At 62.2% G+C, this 17,980-nt stretch carries 16 protein-coding genes, 1 tRNA gene and 1 pseudogene; 7 read left to right on the forward strand and 11 right to left on the reverse strand.

Annotation, left to right across the window (positions count from 1 at the left end):
- Window positions 1-79: 79 nt before the first annotated feature.
- Window positions 80-1,576, reverse strand: coding sequence for an amidase (locus tag RPG13_RS07495; RefSeq protein ID WP_337124771.1), 1,497 nt, complete (start codon window positions 1,574-1,576; stop codon window positions 80-82).
- A 130-nt stretch (window positions 1,577-1,706) separates the two neighbouring features.
- Here RPG13_RS07495 and RPG13_RS07500 point away from each other — a divergent pair, with 130 nt between their 5' ends.
- From RPG13_RS07500 to msrB, 4 genes are all read left to right on the forward strand, one after another.
- Window positions 1,707-2,246, forward strand: coding sequence for a sigma-70 family RNA polymerase sigma factor (locus RPG13_RS07500; RefSeq protein ID WP_127291227.1), 540 nt, complete (start codon window positions 1,707-1,709; stop codon window positions 2,244-2,246).
- On the forward strand, window positions 2,243-2,941 hold the full coding sequence (locus RPG13_RS07505) for an anti-sigma factor (RefSeq protein ID WP_337126992.1): 699 nt from the start codon (window positions 2,243-2,245) through the stop codon (window positions 2,939-2,941). Before RPG13_RS07500 ends, RPG13_RS07505 begins: the two co-directional genes overlap by 4 nt.
- 209 nt (window positions 2,942-3,150) lie before the next feature.
- Window positions 3,151-3,708, forward strand: a complete 558-nt coding sequence (locus RPG13_RS07510) for a fasciclin domain-containing protein (RefSeq protein ID WP_337124772.1) — start codon at window positions 3,151-3,153, stop codon at window positions 3,706-3,708.
- Between the two features lie 217 nt (window positions 3,709-3,925).
- The gene (gene msrB, locus RPG13_RS07515; RefSeq protein WP_337124773.1) at window positions 3,926-4,429 is read left to right on the forward strand and encodes a peptide-methionine (R)-S-oxide reductase MsrB; all 504 of its coding nucleotides are present in this window, start codon (window positions 3,926-3,928) and stop codon (window positions 4,427-4,429) included.
- Window positions 4,430-4,473: 44 nt separating this feature from the next.
- Here msrB and RPG13_RS07520 read toward each other — a convergent pair.
- The 3 genes and pseudogenes from RPG13_RS07520 to RPG13_RS07530 form a co-directional block, all read right to left on the reverse strand.
- Window positions 4,474-5,750 (reverse strand): annotated as a pseudogene (locus RPG13_RS07520) (SDR family oxidoreductase).
- Between the two features lie 214 nt (window positions 5,751-5,964).
- Window positions 5,965-7,557, reverse strand: a complete 1,593-nt coding sequence (locus tag RPG13_RS07525; RefSeq protein WP_337124774.1) for a DHA2 family efflux MFS transporter permease subunit — start codon at window positions 7,555-7,557, stop codon at window positions 5,965-5,967.
- Window positions 7,558-7,579: 22 nt separating this feature from the next.
- The gene (locus tag RPG13_RS07530; RefSeq protein ID WP_292670531.1) at window positions 7,580-8,761 is read right to left on the reverse strand and encodes an HlyD family secretion protein; all 1,182 of its coding nucleotides are present in this window, start codon (window positions 8,759-8,761) and stop codon (window positions 7,580-7,582) included.
- Between the two features lie 156 nt (window positions 8,762-8,917).
- On the opposite strand from RPG13_RS07530, the gene RPG13_RS07535 reads away from it, so the two are divergent.
- On the forward strand, window positions 8,918-9,637 hold the full coding sequence (locus RPG13_RS07535; protein ID WP_337124775.1) for a TetR/AcrR family transcriptional regulator: 720 nt from the start codon (window positions 8,918-8,920) through the stop codon (window positions 9,635-9,637).
- Here RPG13_RS07535 and yihA read toward each other — a convergent pair.
- From yihA to rpmH, 5 genes are all read right to left on the reverse strand, one after another.
- Window positions 9,634-10,293, reverse strand: a complete 660-nt coding sequence (yihA, locus tag RPG13_RS07540) for a ribosome biogenesis GTP-binding protein YihA/YsxC (RefSeq protein ID WP_128285725.1) — start codon at window positions 10,291-10,293, stop codon at window positions 9,634-9,636. The two genes, RPG13_RS07535 and yihA, sit on opposite strands and share 4 nt — an antisense overlap.
- Window positions 10,290-10,928 carry a CatB-related O-acetyltransferase gene (locus RPG13_RS07545; protein ID WP_095484532.1) on the reverse strand — a complete coding sequence of 213 codons (639 nt, stop codon included), beginning with the start codon at window positions 10,926-10,928 and terminating at the stop codon, window positions 10,290-10,292. Before RPG13_RS07545 ends, yihA begins: the two co-directional genes overlap by 4 nt.
- Window positions 10,929-11,185: 257 nt before the next feature.
- Entirely contained in the window at window positions 11,186-13,015 is a 1,830-nt protein-coding gene (gene yidC / locus RPG13_RS07550; RefSeq protein ID WP_337124776.1) for a membrane protein insertase YidC, read from the reverse strand.
- Window positions 13,016-13,028: 13 nt separating this feature from the next.
- The gene (rnpA, locus tag RPG13_RS07555; protein WP_337124777.1) at window positions 13,029-13,382 is read right to left on the reverse strand and encodes a ribonuclease P protein component; all 354 of its coding nucleotides are present in this window, start codon (window positions 13,380-13,382) and stop codon (window positions 13,029-13,031) included.
- 16 nt (window positions 13,383-13,398) lie between these two features.
- Window positions 13,399-13,533, reverse strand: a complete 135-nt coding sequence (gene rpmH, locus RPG13_RS07560) for a 50S ribosomal protein L34 (protein WP_008833937.1) — start codon at window positions 13,531-13,533, stop codon at window positions 13,399-13,401.
- Between the two features lie 292 nt (window positions 13,534-13,825).
- Between rpmH and RPG13_RS07565 the strand changes: the two genes are divergently transcribed.
- Both RPG13_RS07565 and RPG13_RS07570 read left to right on the forward strand, forming a co-directional pair.
- On the forward strand, window positions 13,826-15,313 hold the full coding sequence (locus RPG13_RS07565; protein WP_337124778.1) for a HAMP domain-containing sensor histidine kinase: 1,488 nt from the start codon (window positions 13,826-13,828) through the stop codon (window positions 15,311-15,313).
- Between the two features lie 307 nt (window positions 15,314-15,620).
- A tRNA-Arg gene (locus tag RPG13_RS07570) sits at window positions 15,621-15,697 on the forward strand.
- A gap of 235 nt (window positions 15,698-15,932) precedes the next feature.
- Here the strand turns inward: RPG13_RS07570 and RPG13_RS07575 are convergent.
- Both RPG13_RS07575 and RPG13_RS07580 read right to left on the reverse strand, forming a co-directional pair.
- On the reverse strand, window positions 15,933-16,634 hold the full coding sequence (locus RPG13_RS07575) for a hypothetical protein (RefSeq protein ID WP_337124779.1): 702 nt from the start codon (window positions 16,632-16,634) through the stop codon (window positions 15,933-15,935).
- A 273-nt stretch (window positions 16,635-16,907) separates the two neighbouring features.
- Window positions 16,908-17,801 (reverse strand): LysR family transcriptional regulator, encoded by an 894-nt coding sequence (locus RPG13_RS07580; RefSeq protein ID WP_127204487.1) that lies wholly within the window; start codon window positions 17,799-17,801, stop codon window positions 16,908-16,910.
- Between the last annotated feature and the right edge of the window lie 179 nt (window positions 17,802-17,980).

The following is a 17,980-nucleotide window of genomic DNA, read 5'->3' on the forward strand; positions in this document are numbered from 1 at the left end:
ATGATCGGCGGCGTCTTAGCGGGAATTGCGGCGGGCCGCAAACGGCTTTGCTGTCACATCAGGTGAAATCGGCCCGCTTCTATGCTGGCATTCGCAGCGGCGCCCGCCGCGCCTGCCATCCCGAAATCTTTTCCATTTGCGCGGCGAGGGACAGAAGCGTCTCTTCGTCGCCGGGCCGGCCGGCGGCCTGGATGCCGAGCGGCAGGCCGGCATCGGTGACATGGACAGGCAGCGCGATCGACGGCTGGCCGCTGACGTTCTGGATCGCCGGCCAGTGGGTGAACCACAGGCTCTTGTCCATCAACTGCCCAAACAGCGGCTTGAATATCAGCAGCCGGGCGAGGCGCAGCCTGTCGAGCACGTCCTCTATGAACGCATCTGCGCCTTTCGGGTCCATGGCGCCGCAGGCGAGTGGCGGATGGGCAATAACAGGCATCAGCACGGCATCGTATTGCGCGGTCTCGGTGATCAGGCGGCGCGATACGGCATGCAGCCGCTGCAGGCCGGCATAGATCTCGCCGGCCGAGACGATCTCGCCGAAGCGGCTCATCAGACGCGTGGCGCGCTCGACGTCGCCCGAGACGGAGCGTCCGACACGCAACGCTTCAGCGCGCATCGTACCGGCCACCGCCGCGGCGACAATCTTGCAGAAATCGGCCATGAAATCACGATCGATATAGGGCAGGTCGATCTCCTCGATCGTATGGCCGCCTTCGCGCGCCAACGCCACGGCCGTGTCCAGCGCGGTCAGCGTCTCGGCCGATATCGGCAGGCCGAGCGGCGATTTCCGATAGACGGCCAGCTTGAGCTTGCCGGGATCGCGCGCCACCGCGGCGGCGAAAGCGCCTTTCGGCGGCGGCGCCGCATAGGGCGACAGCGGATCAGGGCCATGGGTCAGGTCGAGCAGCAAGGCCGAATCCCGGACCGAGCGGGCAAGCGCGTGATCGACGACCAGGCCGTACCAGCTTTCGGTGACGAGCGGCGACAGCGGCACCCGCCCGCGCGAGGTTTTCAGCCCAACCAGCCCGGTGCAGGCGGCGGGAACGCGGATCGAGCCGCCGCCATCCGAAGCATGCGCCACCGGCACGACGCCGGCCGCGACCAGCGCCGCCGCACCTCCAGACGAGCCGCCGCTGGTATGCGCGGTGTTCCACGGATTGCGGGTGATGCCGAAAGCGGTGGATTCGGTCATCAGCCTCAGCCCATGTTCGGGCGAGGTGCTGGTGGCGATCGGGACAAGGCCAGCGGCCAGATGGCGTTCGGTCATCACCGAGTCGAAATCGGCAACGAAAGCCGGAATGCGGCTGCCGCCATGCGTCGGCACGCCTTTCATGGCGATGCCGAGATCCTTCAGCGCAAAAGGCACGCCGGCCAGCGGCAGCTTGCGGTCGATGGTTTTCGCCCGCGTCCGCGCCGCCTCGTAAAGCGGCTCGGCGATGGCGTTGATGTCCGGGCGGGTGGCCTCGGCCCGCGCAATCGCCGCATCGACGAGCTCCTGCGGTGCGATCTCGCCCTTGCGCACCAGGCTGGCAAGCCCGGTTGCGTCGTGCTCCCACAAGACCCGTTCAACCGACATTGCCGCTCCCCCCGCTATGAGAAGGCTAGCGGTTGCGGATTTTCTTGGCAATCGAAGTCCACGACGCTCCCGGTGCACAAGAACGCTTCCGCCGTTGCAAATACATTGCAATTGCCTAATTTGGCAGCCGATGACGCCGCAGGACATCAGCAACCTGATCGTTCGGACTTCGATGAAGGACCGGGCTGCGTTCGATCTGCTCTACCGGCAGACCAGCGCGAAACTTTTCGGCGTCTGCCTTCGTGTATTGAAGGACCGGGGAGAGGCAGAAGAGGCGCTGCAGGAGGTCTTCGTCAAGATATGGACGAAGGCGGATCGTTTCGCCGTCTCGGATCTAAGCCCGATTTCCTGGCTGGTGGCCATTGCGCGCAATCATGCGATCGATCGCATCAGGGCGCGGCGAGAGCCTGCCGCCTATATCGATGCTGCGCTCGAGGTGGCCGATCCGGCGCCGGGACCAGAGGCTGCGGCTGTTGCGGGCGGTGAATCCGAGCGCATCTATCGTTGTCTCGACGAATTGGAAAAGGACCGGGCGGCGGCCGTCCGGGGCGCCTATCTGGACGGCGAAAGCTATGCCGAACTGGCGGCACGCCATGACGTGCCGCTGAACACGATGCGGACCTGGCTGCGGCGCAGCCTGTTGAAGCTCAGAGAGTGTCTGGAAAGATGACGCTGGAAGAGGATAACGGACCGGAACCTGAGGGCGACGACCTGTTCGCCGCCGAATATGTTCTTGGCGTGCTGGCCGCGGACGAGCGCGAGATTGCATCACGCCGCATCGACGCGGACGCCGCTTTCGCGCGCCTCGTCGATGCCTGGGAGGCGCATCTTTCGCCGATGGCAGGCGCCTATCCGGAGACAGAGCCTCCGATCAGGGTCAAGGAGGCGATAGATCGCCAGCTGTTCGTAGCAGAGCCTCGCGCCGGTCTCTGGTCGAGCCTTGCCTTCTGGCGCGGTCTTGCCGCAGCTTCCGTCGCGGCGCTGGCGATCACCATCGCCGTGCCTTACCTCAACCCGCCGGTCGAACAGCCGCGGCTTGTCGCCTCGCTGGCCGCTGACGGCAGCGACGTCAGATATCTTGCCGTCTATGACGCCGCCCATCGCGAGGTCGGCCTGTCGCATGTCTCGGGCGAGCGTGCCGCCGGCAAGGATTTCGAGCTGTGGATGATCGAGGGCAAGAATGCGCCGGTCTCGATGGGCGTCATCCCGGCCGGTCAGACCGCGCATATGACCATCTCGCCGGCCGTTCAGGAAAAGCTTGCGCAGGGCGCCGTGCTTGCGGTCAGCCTCGAGCCGGCCGGCGGTTCGCCGACCGGTCAGCCGACCGGCCCCGTGGTCGCCGCGGGCGATTTGAAGAGCATCTGATCGCACCTGTCTTCTCGCTCATACGAGAAGATTTTAATCTATCTCCTATGGTTGAATGAGCTTATGAACATACAACCGAGCATGGCCCTGCTCTGAATCGCCGTTGTGAAAGATAAGATTTTCTCCTGAGCGACGAAACTCACACACTTATCTCCCGTATCTCCTTGCGCCCCCAAAGAGGGGAAAGATAAACTGAGGAGATTGACATAATGCGTAAATTCGCCACCCTTTTGCTTGCCGGAACGGTCATCGCCTCCGCGCTCGCCACCGCCGCCTATGCCCAGAATCCGATGGTCGGCGGCGCCGCCATGTATGCAACCAAGAACATCGTCGAGAACGCCGTCAATTCGAAAGATCACACGACACTGGTCGCGGCCGTCAAGGCCGGTGGTCTCGTCGAGACGCTGCAGAGTGCCGGTCCCTTCACCGTGTTCGCGCCAACCAACGAGGCCTTTGCAGCACTTCCGGCCGGCACGGTGGACACACTGCTCAAGCCCGAAAACAAGGACAAGCTGGTCAAGATCCTGACCTGCCACGTCATCGCTGCCAAGGCGCTGGCCGCCGACGTCACCAAGATGGTCATGGACGATGGCGGTGCGCACAAGGCCAAGACGGCCGGTGGCTGCGAGCTGACGCTCAAGGCCGATGGCGGCAAGGTCACGGTGACCGACGAGAACGGCAATGTCGCCAATGTGACGATCGCCGATGTCGAGCAGTCGAACGGCGTCATCCACGTCATCGACAAGGTTCTTCTGCCGAAGATGTAACGAAGGGCCTGCTGCCAGCGAAGATATGGGCGAGGCTCCATGCCGATAGCGCGGGTTCCGCTTGCGTGACCCGCGCGATCGACAAGCGTACACTCCGCACCGTCCGCTGCAAGCGGGGGCCCGGTGCGGAGTATCCGTTTTCAGGAGCTAGCCGTCACCGGCTTTTGATTTCCGTATGACGGTCGAATTTGGCAGACGGATAACAGGAGAAATGATCATGAACCGTCGCGATCTTCTTTTGAGCGGTGCGGCTGCAATTGGGGTGGCTGCAGGTGCCGCGGCGCTGTTGCGCATGGGCGGACCGCAGGATGCGGGGGCGGCCGAAACCTTCGAGGTCACCAAGACCGAGGCCGAGTGGCGCGCCGTGCTGTCTGACGCGGCTTTCAATGTGCTGCGCAAGGAAGGTACCGAATATCCGGGCACCAGCCCGCTGCTCAACGAGCACCGCAAGGGCATCTTCGCCTGTGCCGGCTGCGACCTGCCGCTCTATTCCTCCGAGACGAAGTTCGATTCCGGCACCGGCTGGCCGAGCTTCTGGCAGGAGATTCCCAATGCCGTCGGCAAGACCGTGGACAGGTCTCTCGGCATGACCCGCACCGAGGTCCATTGCCGCCGCTGCGGCGGCCATCTTGGCCATGTCTTCGACGACGGGCCGCCGCCGACCGGCTTGCGTCATTGCATCAACGGCGTCGCCCTGACTTTCAAGCCGGCCACGGCCTGACGGCTTGAATTCGAGCGCGACCGCCATCAGCGTTCATCCAGCCATCAGCGTTCATCCAGAATGGCGAGGGCCGCGAGCGTCAGCAGAATCGACGGCACCACCTTGACGAGGGGACCGAGCGGATCGAGCCAAAGCACAGGTTCGGTGAACGTTGCGGCAACCAGATAGACAAGCGTCAGGAAAAGCATGCCGATCAGCGCGCGTCTTGCCCAGGGTCGGAAAAGAACCGCAAGCCCCAGCATGATGTCGGCGAGACATGTCGCGACCACCATGATGCCTGCGAGACGATCGGGTAGAAAGGCGAGATGGCTTTGCGCCGCCTCGAATGTGAGGAACGGCGCGAGGCCGGAAATCAGCCAGAAAAGCGCCAGGATGATAATGATTGGCGACTTCAGCAGATAGAGGCGGGCGAACCAGAGATCCTGGACCCCCGAAGGGACCGCGGCGAGCGTCTCGGCCGTCGACGACAGACGCGGGCAGTGGTCCCTTGGCCGCCGGTTTCCAACGCCACCTGACATGACTGCCATGGCGGTAGAGCGGAGCGGCGAACGCCAACCAAGCCTGCCGGCCATGTCGGCGAACCATGTCACCGGCCGAGCGACCGCGGCGGCATGGAAATCACCGGCACGGCAGGAAGGCCGAGCCAGCTGCGATGCAATAGGACGAGTTCTCTAAGCGTGAGCCTTTCATCGCTGCCGAGAGCGACATCGGATCCGGCTGGCAGCGTTCCCTGGATGGCCGCGCTGACGGCGCTGGCGACATCGTCGAGTGCGACCGTCGTAACGAAGCTTTCAGCGTAAACCAGCGGAATGACCATGGGAAAGGCTGCGAGAGCCCTTAGCAATGCGGATCCGCCATGCGCGTTGCGGCCGAGCACAAGCGCCGGACGCAGGATGACATGGCGCACGCCACTTGCCACGAGAGCCGTGTCCGCTCGCCTTTTGGTGCTGAGAAAAGGAATGTCGCGGTCAGCGGTTTCCGTTTCCGCCGATATCTGAATGATCAGCAGCCTTTCGTCGCGCGCCGCCTCATAGAGGGCGAGCATCGCCCTGTCCTGCGTGGCACTCAGATCGTCCGAAAGCCCGTCCTGCAGCGCGCCGGCGCAATTGACGACAACCTGCTGCTCATCCAGCACGTGCTGCCAGCTGACGCTCTGCGTCAGGCCGGCGAGATCGGCCTTCAGCCAGCGAACACACGGCATCTTCAACGAGGCACGCGCGATATCACGCCCAAGCCCCGTGACCTGATGGCCTTCGTCCGCGAGTTTCCTTGCAACGGCGGAACCGATGAAACCGGTCGCGCCGAGAATCAGGATGTTCATCCCGGAACTTTAGCCGAAACCAGCTAATGCATGTCGCCCAAAAAAGTGTGCAGCGGTTTTGGGGGAACGACATCCATAGATCAAAGACCTAAAGCCCGGCGCGTGGTTCCCATCACACGCGACGCGCCTACTGCCTTTGAAGATTTTGCGCATGACCCCGAAAATTGCTTTTCGGGGTCATGCGCGAGGATACCGGGGGGGGTCCCGGCGCTCCTCAGTGTCCGCCACCACCGCCACCGGCCGCGGCAGGTTTGCGGATGAACAGGGTGAAGAGCCCCAGCGTGGCGAACAACACGGTCAGCATGAAGAACACGTCCATGAAAGACAGCAGCGACGCCTGCTGCTGGACCATGCCTGATAGTTTGGAGATCGCCGCCTTGGAGGCGTCGAGCCCGGCAGTCTGCTCGAAGTTGAGCGTCATGTTCTGCAGCTTTTCCTGTGCTGCGGCACTTCCCCACTGCACGTGCTCGGAGAGCCTGGCGTAGTGGAAGGCATTGCGGTCGATCAGCACCGTGTTGATGACGGCAAGGCCAACCGCGCCGCCGAGATTGCGGGTCAGGTTGAACAGGCCGGACGCGTTCTTCAACCGCTCGGGCGGCAAGGTTCCGAGCGCGATGTTGTTGATCGGCACCATGCACAGCATCATCGAGCAGCCGCGCAGGATCTGCGGGATCAGCAGCTCATAAAAATCCCAGTCGGCGGTGAGATGCGTCATCCACCAGGTCCCCGTGGCGAAACCGAAGAAGCCGACCATCATCATCAGACGCGGGTCCATCTTGTTCGACAGGATGCCGGAAATCGGGGCGGTGAAGAACATGGCCAGGCCGCTGACGAACAGCGCCTCGCCGATCATCAGGGAATCGTAGCCGCGGATGCGCCCGAGGAACACGGGATAAAGATAGGTCAGGCCGTAGAGGCCGATGCCGACGACGAAGGAGAACAACGAGCCGAAAGCGAAGTTGACGTTGGTGAAGGCCTTCAGGTCGACAATCGGCTCCTCGGCTGTGAAAGCGCGCCAGAAGAACAGCACCGCGCCGACGGTCATGATGGTGGCGCAGATGAACACCGCCTGATCCTGCAGCCAGTCGTTGTTAGGACCTTCTTCCAGCACATATTCCATGCAGCCCAGGAAGGCCGCCATGCCGGCAAGACCCCACCAGTCGAACTTGCTGAACAGCTTGAGATTGGGCTTGTCGAAGTCGATCAGCGACCAGGCGGCTGTCGTCACCAGAATGCCGGGCACGACGTTGACGAGGAACAGCCAGTGCCAGGACATGGCGTGACTGATATAGCCGCCGACAGTCGGGCCGATGGTCGGCGCCAGCGTCGCCACCAGGCCGATCATCGGCGAAACGATGGCGCGGCGCGACGGCGGAAAGATGGTGAAGGCGGCTGCGAAGACGCTCGGGATCATGCCGCCGCCGATGAAGCCCTGCACGGCGCGGTAGACGATCATCTGGTCGATATTGGTTGCGGTCGCGGCAAGAGCGCTTGCCGCAGTGAAGCCTGCCGCCGAGATCGTGAACAGCACCCGCGTCGACAGCATCCGGCTGAGGAAGCCGGACAGCGGGATCATGACCACCTCGGCGATCAGATAGGCGGTCTGCACCCACGGGATCTCGTCGGAACTGGCGCTCAAGCCCGCCTGGATTTCGGCCAGCGAGGCCGAGACGATCTGGATGTCGAGGATCGCCATGAACATCCCGAACACCATGGCCAGGAAAGCGATGACGCGCCGTGTGGAAATGGTGTCAGGCGTAGCCGGCCTCGCCGGCGGCGATCCTGCCGTCACGGTTGCGGTTGCCATGGCATTGCTCCCAAGCGGCCGCTCAGTTCGACGCGGCCGGCGCTGTGCGGCTGTCGACGGCGACGACGACACTGAGGCCGGCGCGCAGCTTGCCTGTCTTCAGCACAGCCGCCGGCACGTCGATGCGAACCGGGACACGCTGCACGACCTTGGTGAAATTGCCGGTGGCGTTTTCCGGCGGCAGCAGCGAGAACACCGCACCGGAGGCCGGTGCCAGCGACGAGACCGTGCCTTCAAAGTCATGACCGTCGATAGCGTCGACCGAAATCCTGACCTTTTCGCCAGGCACCAGCCGGGCAAGCTGCGTCTCCTTGAAGTTGGCGACGATATAGAGCTTGTCCATCGGCACGATGACGGCGAGCTTCTGTCCGGGGCTGATCAGGTCGCCTTGCTCGACCGAGCGGTTGCCGACCACACCGTCATAGGGCGCGCGCAGCACGGTGAAGGACAGGTCCCGCGCGGCCTTGTCCCGGGCAAGCTGCAGCGACGCCAGTGTGCTTGCCGTCTCCGCGCGCTGCGCCTGAAGCACACCGATATTGGCCTCAGCCGCCGCGATCTGGGCGTCGGCGCCGACAAGGGCGGCGTTGGCCTGCTCGACCGCGGTCTGGGCATCGTCGAGTTGAGCTTGGGTGCCGACACGTGTCTTGAGCAATTGGGCGGCGCGCACTTGAGCTCGCGCCGCATTGTCGGCGGCGGCCTGGTCGGCGGTCTTCTGCGCCCGCGCCTGCTCGAGCGATGCGCGCGCCGCCTCGGTCTGGGCGTCGATGCGGTCGAGCGTCTTGCTCAGGGTGGCGATCTGCGCCTCGGCTTGGGCGACCGCTATTTTGTAGTCACCATTGTCGACGACCAGCAGCGGGTCGCCGGCCTTGACCTGCTGGTTCTCGGTCACCTTGACCTGATCGACATAGCCGGAAATTTTCGGCGAGATGAATGCCATGTCGGCCTGGACATAGGCATCGTCGGTTGAGATCATGAAACGCCCGTCGGTCCAGTAGTCGTAGCCATACCAGGCGCCTGCGCCCAGCAATCCAAGCGCGATGATGGGCAACAGAAAGGAGCGTGCCGAACGTTTCTTTTTGGCCGGCGTCTCGGCCGGAGGACTTATTGCGGGCTCGGTCGGTGCGGTCGGCGCTTCGGTCGCTGGCGCAATCTTGGCGTTGGGGAAGGGACGGACTTCGGCGGTGGGGGTCGCGTTCGAGGACATGGAATCTCTCTGGGTCTCTGGAGACTGGCAATCTCTCTGGAAAATCAGTCAGACTGAACCGTTCGGTTCGATGTGGACATTGACTTAGCGCGGAGAGGGGCCCATATCAAGGGTGATCGAACCGATCGGTTCGAATATTTTTCGAGGTGTGACGTTATGACCGAAGCCGACAAGGACCAGTGCGATCTGCTGGATGGCCTGCGTCGCGGCCGCCCGGCGGCGGGACAGGATCCGGTCAAGCGCAGCCAGATCATCGAAGGCGCGCGCCGTGTCTTCATCGACAAGGGTTTTGAGGCGGCGTCGATGAACGACATCACCCGCGAGGCCGGCGTTTCCAAGGGCACGATCTATGTCTATTTCGCCAACAAGGAAGAGCTGTTCGAGGCGCTGATCGAGGAAGAGCGCGGCACGATCTTCAAGAACATGTATGATATGCTCGACCGCGCCGACGACCTTCGCGAGACGCTGGTGAAGTTTGGCAAGGTGCTGTCCCTCAAGATCACGTCGGCCAAGGTCATCCAGGCGCAGCGCACGGTAATCGGCGCGTCCGACAGGATTCCCGAACTTGGCGCGCGTTTTTACGAACGCGGCCCGAAGCGCGGCCATGACAAGGTTGTCGATTTCCTCAACGCGGCCATCGAACGTGGCCTGCTGAAGATCGATGATGTCGACCTTGCCGCCTATCAGTTCACCGAACTGTGCCTGGCTGGTCTCTTTCGCCAGTGCATATTCGCCTACCGCACCAAGGCGCCGAGCCAGGATGAAATCGACCACATCGTCAGGTCGGGCGTCGGCATGTTCCTGAAAGCTTACGGCACCGAAACGCTTGCCACGGAAGAAAGCACCCAGACGATTGCACTAGAGGCAAAGTCCTAGCCGCCATTGGCTGCCAGCACGATCGCTGCGCGCAATTCCTCGAGGCCCTCGCTCTTTTCCGACGACGTGGCGAGAACGAACGGAAAGGCGGCCGGCCGCTTCTTGATCTTCGCAAGCGTCTCTTCGATCAATCGCGGCACGCCGGCCGCCTTGATCTTGTCGGTCTTGGTCAGCACGACCTGGTAGGACACCGCCGCCTTGTCGAGCAGCGACAGCACTTCATCGTCCTTGGCCTTGATGCCGTGGCGGGCGTCGATCAGCACGTAGACGCGCTTCAGCGTGACGCGGCCCTTGAGATAGTCGAAGACGAGTTTTGTCCAGTCGTCGACCTTTTCCTTGGGCGCGGTGGCGTAGCCGTAGCCCGGCATGTCGACCAGCGCCATCGGCGGCAGGTCGGCGCCTTCGCCGGAAAATCCACCCGGAACGAAATAGTTGAGTTCCTGCGTCCGCCCCGGCGTGTTGGATGTGCGCGCCAGCCCCTTCTGGTTGACCAGCGCGTTGATCAACGACGATTTGCCGACATTCGAGCGGCCGGCAAAGGCGATCTCCGGCGGTCCTTCCGGCGGCAGGAATTTCATCGCCGGCACGCCGCGGATGAAGATCCACGGCCGCGTGAACAGCTCGATGCCGATCACGGTCTTGTTCAACGCGTTCAAACCGCTGCCTCCAGAAGAGAAATATCGGCGCCACGAATGGCATTGAGGTTGCGGCTGATCTTTTCCACCGGCCAATCCCACCAAGCCGCCGCCAAAAGCCGCCAGATGGTCCTGTCGTCGAAGCGCATCTTCACCACCTTGGCCGCATTGCCGGCGACGATCGCATAGGGTGGCACGTCATGCGTCACCACCGATTTTGCCGCGACGATGGCGCCATGGCCGATCGTCACGCCGGGCAGGATCACCGCTTCCATGCCGATCCATACATCATTGCCGAGCACTGTGTCGCCGCGCAATTCCTTCGACCAGGTCGCCGGGTCGAAACCCTCTTCCCAGCCATGACCGAAGATGTTGAACGGATAGGTCGAAAAGCCGGACATGGCATGGTTGGCGCCGTTCATGATGAAGCGGGCGCCCTCGGCGATGGCGCAGAACTTGCCGATGATCAGCCGGTCGCCGATGAACGGATAATGATGCAGCACGCATCGCTCGGCGAATTTGTCGGGCCCGTCCGGATCGTCATAATAGGTGAAGTCGCCGATCTCGATGTTCGGCGCCGTGACCAGTCCCTTCAGGAATCCGACGCGGGTATGCATCGGGATCGGGTGCTTGATGTTGGGGTTGGGTCCGATCATGGTCTGGCTCCATCGGCGAAACAAACGGGCAAGGTCAAAATAGCGCGATCCGCCCGGCAGCACCAACCGCGTGCGCAGCGGATCATCCTTACCTGTTCATCGAGGGAGCGCTCCTGAAACGATCGCGACTTATAGGGATGTGTCGCGGCGGCGTCTACCGCCGGGCCGACTGGTTTCGCGTTCGGCGGCGGCTCGGCTTGTGCGAAAAAGCCCCGGCACCGGGGCTTTCCTTGATTCGCAAAAAAAGGGGGCGCCGGCTACTCCGCCGGCGACGGTTTCTTCCGGAAAAGCGCGACCAGATTGTCCCACAATTCGATCTTGGCGCCCTGCCGCTTCATGATAACGCCTTGCTGGATGATCGAAAGCAAATTGTTCCAGGCCCAGTAGATGACCAGGCCGGCCGGGAAGCCCGCCATCATGAAGGTGAAGATGACAGGCATCCAGGTGAAGATCATGGCCTGCGTCGGGTCCGGCGGCGTCGGGTTCATGCGCATCTGCAGGAACATGGTCACGCCCATGATCAGCGGCCAAACGCCGACCATCAACATATGCGGCAAGGTGATCGGGATGAGGCCGAACAGGTTGAAGATCGAGGTCGGGTCGGGCGCCGCCAGATCCTGGATCCAGCCGAAGAACGGTGCGTGCCGCATCTCGATGGTGATATAGAGCACCTTGTAGAGCGCGAAGAAGACCGGGATCTGCAGCGCCACGGGCCAGCAGCCGGCGAGCGGATTGATCTTCTCGGTCTTGTAGAGCTCCATCATCGCCTGTTGCTGCTTCATCTTGTCGTCCGCGTATTTCTCGCGGATCTCAAGCATCTTTGGCTGCACCTTCTTCATGTTCGCCATCGACGCGTAGGATTTGTTGGCAAGCGGGTAGAAGACGGCCTTGACGACGACGGTGGTGGCGAGGATGGCCAGACCGAAATTACCGAAGAATTTGTACATCGTGTCGATCAGGTAGAACATCGGCTTGGTGATCCAGATGAACCATCCCCAGTCGATCAAACGGTCGAACAGCCTGATATGGCGATCTTGCGCATAGGCGTTGACCTTGGCGACTTCCTTGGCGCCGGCGAAGATCTCGGTCTCTACCGTCGCCGATTGGCCGGCATCAACATTGATCGGGTCGGTGAGGAAGTCGGCCTGGTAGCGGGGGCGGCCGTCCTCGAAATAGGCGTAGCGCGGCTGGAACGGCTGCTTCTCGGTCGGCACCAGCGTCACCGCCCAGTATTTGTCGGTGATGCCCAGCCAGCCATCGGTCGACTTGCCGGGCGTGAACTGCTTGTCCTCCTCGACGGCCGCGTATTTGTGTTCCTGCAGGCCTTCCGTGCCGGTGACGCCGATCAACCCCTCATGCAGCACATAGATGCTGGCAACGGCAGGCTTGTCGAAGCGGGTGACACGGCCGTAATTCGACAGGGTAACGGCGGTCGAACTCGAATTCTGCACCGTGTCCGAAACGGTGAACATATAGTCGCTGTCGACGGAGAAGGTGCGCTTGAAGGTCAGGCCCTTGTCGTTGGTGAAGGTCAGCGCGACCGGCGTCGCCGGCGTCAGCGTCGCATTGCCCTCGACGGTCCACGCCGTTTCCGGCCCCGGCACCGCGCCGGTCTTGTCGCTGCCGACGAAGCCGATCTCGGCATAGTAGCCGGTAGGCAGCGCCGCCGGGTTGAGCAGCTCGATCTCGGGCGAGTTCTTGTCGACCGTCGTCGTGTAGTGCTTGAGCCTGAGGTCGTCGAGACGGGCGCCGGTGAGATTGATCGAGCCCTCCAGGCTCGGCGTGTCTATCTTGACGCGCTGGGTCAACGCCAGCGCCTGCTCGCGGCCGGCCGGCGTCGTGCCGTCGGTTCCCGGTGCGTTGGGGCCCGCTGCATTGGGAATGGCGCCTTGCGGCGGCACCGGCGTTTCGCTACCGCCCGGACTGGTGGCTTGGGCCGCCTTCTTCTGCTCCGCTACCCGCTGTTCTTCGATGCGGGCCTTCTCGCGCTGTGCCTCGCTCTGCGGCAGCACGTAAAAATACTGCCAAAGCGACAGGATCAGCACCGACAGCGCGATGGTGATGAAGAAGTTCCGGTTGTTTTCCATCGAAAGCCTTGGCCTATCGTGTTCCGCGCAATCGGCGGGAGAGTTCGGCCTTCAATTGGCCGAACGGAGTGGTAAGCACGTCTTCGCGCCCGACGATGACATAGTCATTGCCAGGCGCCATGTCACCCGCGGCATGCGTGCGCACGGCTTCCCTCAGCCGCCGCCGGATGCGGTTGCGCACGACTGCGTTGCCGACCTTCTTGGTGACCGTGTAGCCGACGCGAGGTGCCTCGCTGTCGCTGCGGTCCAGAACCTCGACGAGAAAAAGCCGCCCGCGGCGCTTCTCGCCACGCCGGACAGCCAGGAATTCCGCGCGTTTCAGAAGCCGCTTGGGATGTGCTCCCACTGGCTTGCCGGTTGCGGGCAACGATCTCGTCTTCCGTTCAGGCGCTGAGCCGCTTGCGACCGCGGTTGCGGCGGGCTGCGACGACGCCACGACCACCCTTGGTGGCCATGCGGGCACGAAAACCGTGCCGACGTTTGCGGACGAGTTTGGACGGTTGGTAGGTACGCTTCATTTGTTTTAATACCGCGGGGTGCGGCCCTTCTTGATTCTGTCACTCTGTAACAGGAGCTTTGCCGGGTCGGTTTTGGCGCGATCGAAACCGCGCCGGGACGAATGGCCCGAGCGTGAGCGGGCTTATAGAAAGAAGGGTTTTGGAAGTCAATCCGGCGCCGTCATGGCCGATGGCTGAAGTGATGGCCGAACTCTGGGCGGTCTTATCCCGTATTGGGACGAAGGATGAAATTGGCAAAAAAGCCGCAATGGCCTAATCTTGGCTGATCAAGTGATCGTGAAGAAAAAGCAGCATGAGTGAAATCCCATCCGCGGGCGAAGGGACCGACCGGGCGACGGCCGCCGCCCGGACCGTGCCTTTGTCGCGTGGATTGTCGACAAAGCTCCTGCTGCTCACGATCGTCTTCGTGCTTCTGGCCGAGGTCCTTATCTTTCTGCCCTGGATCGCCAGCTACCGAATGAGTTGGCTGAAGGAAAGGCTGAGCACCGCCGCGGCGGTCTCGATCGTGCTGGTGCAGGGAGAGCCAGCCTCGCTGTCGCGCGCAGCGCAGAACGACGTGCTGACGGCGATCGGCGCCAAGGCCATCGCCGTGCGCGACGGCGGCGTCTCGCGCCTTCTGGTCGTGGCTGAAATGCCGCCGCACGTCGACGAGCATATCGACATCGCCAGTATCGGCCTGGTCCAGGGCATGACCAGTGCTTTGGACACGCTGTTTTTCGGTGGCGAGCGGATGCTGCGCGTTTTCGGGCCGGTCGGCGACAGCGACAAGGAATTCGAGCTGATCATGCCCGACTACAGCCTGCGCAATGCCATGCTCATCTATTCGCGCAACGTCGCCTTCGTCTCGCTACTGATCTCGCTGTTCACCGCCATGCTGGTCTATGCCGCCATCGACCTGATCATGATCGGCCCGATCCGGACGATGACGCGTTCGATGCTGGCCTTCTCCGAGGCGCCCGACGATCCCGGGCGGATCATCCACCCTGCCGCCCGCGCCGACGAGATCGGCGTTGCAGAGCGAGAGCTCTCGCAGATGCAGGAGCGGCTCCAGAAGATGCTCTCCGAGCAGAAGCATCTCGCCGATCTCGGCCTCGCCGTGTCGAAGATCAATCACGACATGCGCAACATCCTGGCGTCGGCGCAGCTGATGTCGGACCGCTTGCGTCAGGTCAAGGACCCGACCGTGCAGGCCTTCGCGCCGAAACTGCTGCGCGCGCTCGATCGTGCCGTATCCTATTCGGAAGGTGTGCTTTCTTATGGCCGCACCCAGGAGCCGCCGCCTTCGCGCCGCAGGCTCAGGCTGCGCCAGCTGGTCGACGACGTCCACGGCCTGCTCGACACCGAAGGCGGCATCGAATTCGTCAACGCCGTCGATCTGGCTTTCGAGGTGGATGCCGATTCCGATCAGCTCTTTCGCGTGCTCACCAATCTTTGCCGCAACGCCGTGCAGGCGATGGCGGCGGACGCGGAAAGCGCGGTGGTGCGCCGGTTGGCGGTGTCGGCCGAGCGCGTCGGCAGCGTCAGCCGGATCACCGTCACCGACACCGGCCCCGGCCTGCCGCCGAAGGCGCGCGAGAACCTGTTCGCGGCGTTCCGCGGCTCGGCCCGCAGCGGCGGCACCGGCCTTGGCCTGGCGATCGCCTATGAATTGATCCGCGCTCACGGCGGCACGGTGGAGCTTGTCGAAAGCAGAGGCGGCCGCACCACATTCGCGGTCACCATCCCGGACGAGCCGGTCCGGCTCGACCAGGCCCGCAACGGCCTGCGCCGCCCGGCCTGATCCAGAGCAATTCCAGGAAAAGTGTGTGACGGTTTTCCGTCCGGAATTGCGCAGAACAAAGAGCAATTCCAGGAAAAGTGTGTGACGGTTTTCCGTCCGGAATTGCGCAGAACAAAGAGCAATTCCAGGAAAAGTGTGTGACGGTTTTCCGTCCGGAATTGCGCAGAACAAAGAGCCGGCCAGCACGAACAGCAAAACTTTTGCCGGATCGGCTTGCTTTTCGGAAATTCAGTCGCTAGGGAACACGTCACATCGCGGCCGGTCGTTAAGGATCGGATCGCGGGCTATGCAAAGCATGGCCTGTTGCGCGCCCGTAGCTCAGCTGGATAGAGCACCAGACTACGAATCTGGGGGTCAGGAGTTCGAATCTCTTCGGGCGCGCCAAATCTACGCTGCAGCACGCCGGACGCGCTTGTAGCCAGCGAAAGCCCTCCAACCTATGAGAGACGTTTTCGTGCGGGCGAGCCCCTGTGGCGCTTCGGCGCGGCCTGCACCGCTATTCCCGGCATGTCGAAGAGCACGCCAGACCCATGTCATTGAGCCGAAAGCTGCCCAGCGGCAGGCGATGCTAAGGCAACCCTATCCGACGCCATCAATCAACGCGTGCGCTGCTAACTCCTCAGCAGTAGTTCGGCGTTAGGAACTTAGGGCATGCACGACGCTGGCGCTCAATCTCCCTTAACTTTTCGTAAGACAGATCATGGGTGCTAACGCCCATTTCAACCAAAACAGATATCCTGATGTTGTGCCATTGAACTCTTCTTGTCCCCGTAGACTCTGATCGAATGTGCCTTAGATAGTCGCGGTCGCTGAGCCGCATGGTCTCCGCCCAACGAGCCCCGCTCTCATTTTCCACGGTGGTTACGATCTTTCGAGCCTTTTGGATGTACGGTCCCGTAAATGTGTCCATGGCTTCAGTAGGCTCAAAATCGCACCCGACGAACTCCACAGTCAGCTCATTTCTCCCATTCCAATTCTCTCTTTTTTGCTCCCGGCATCTGCTGGAGGAGCTGTCCGGCGGGTTTTCAGAAATTAAATCTGCGAATCGCGCGCCTAGTTCGCCACCTTCTTCGACAGTATAGACATAACGAACATTGACATCCTTAACGGATCCACGGCCATAATTCTTTGTGTAGGTAACTACTTGGAATATTTTCTGACCCTGGTCCGTGTGGATTACTTGTGCTTGACTGAGGAAGCAGGCCTTGCCGGAGGCGACTTCGGTAACAACAGAAGTAACACCCATTCCAATCAGGACACTACCTATGACGCCAATCGTCCACTTAGCCAAGGCCGGCAGTGAAGAAAACCATTGGTTCATTTTGCCACCCTCCAGCAGCGACATAGCGAGCAGGCACGCCCCCAGTGGACAGATCGGATTGTGAACATCTGCATGCTGGTGCGCCGCGAGCATAACAGCTGCGTAAAACTGGAGCTATCGCCGGGAACGCCGCCCATCGTAGCGGCTTTGGCGGGCTTCGGATTTTCCCGGCCGCGCCCGCTGACTGAAGCCGTCTAGGCCGGCTTCGCGTGGGCGCCAAGCCAAAGTGGACTTGCGCCGGCGGGAGCCACGCTGCCCGTTTCGTGGGCGGCCTCAGCCCGAATAGCGGAGCACATTGACAAGCAGAGCGAAAGCGGGGGACGTTTGGCGGCGGCTGGGATAGTAGAGGTGATATCCCGGCCAAGGCGGGGACCACTCGTCGAGCACCCGCACAAGGCGACCGCTGTCAAGGTGGGCCTGCGCCACGTCCTCCGGCATATAGGCGAGGCCGAAACCCTCCAACGCGGCTTCGAGAATCTCGACGGTGCCATTCAGGATGATCTGGCCGTCCACCCGCACCTTCAGCTCGCGACCGTCTCGCTCGAAATCCCAGGCCCACAGCCCGCCGTTGGAGGAAAAGCGCTGGTTGATGCAAATGTGACCAGTTAGCTCCTGCGGTGTCATTGGCGGCGGCCGCTTGGCGAAATATGATTTCGCCCCAACGACGGCGAAGCGGATGTCCGGCCCGACGCGCACAGCGATCATGTCTTTTGCGACGCTCTCTCCCATTCGCACGCCTGCGTCGAACCGTTCAGCTGCAATGTCTGTCAGTGCGTTGTCGAGGAACACCTCAACTGTGACGTCGGGATAGTCGGGAAGGAGCTTCGCCAACCTCGGCCAGATAACAGAATTAAATGCGTGATCGCTGGCGGTGAGGCGAATGGTGCCGGCAGGCTTTTCCCTCAATTCGCTCAACGCCTCGACCTCGACGTCGATCTCCTCGAAGCGCGGGCCGATGTTGCGCAGCAGCCGCGCGCCGGCCTCTGTAGGTGAAACGCTGCGGGTCGTGCGGGTCAGCAGCCGAATACCCAGTTGCTCTTCGAGTGCACGGACCGTGTGGCTCAGCGTGGACTGCGAAATTCCGAGCTGCGCCGCAGCCCGCGTGAAGCTGCCCTCCCGTGCGACGGCCAGAAAGGCCAGAAGCATATCAAGTCTTCCACGCCGCATTTATGGCTCAAACCGATAAGTCGATACTCATTATACAATCTAGTGGGACGAGTTGCACCCGGGCCCGATCGAAATCGCCGAGAGCGTGGAATATTCTAGGTGGGTCACACCTCGGTGAATCGGACGAGCAACGACGATGAAAGTAAGAGCAGCCAGCCGAAAGTGATCGACAACCTTCC

The organism is Mesorhizobium sp. ISC15 (assembly GCF_037162615.1).
GTDB lineage: Bacteria > Pseudomonadota > Alphaproteobacteria > Rhizobiales > Rhizobiaceae > Mesorhizobium > Mesorhizobium mediterraneum.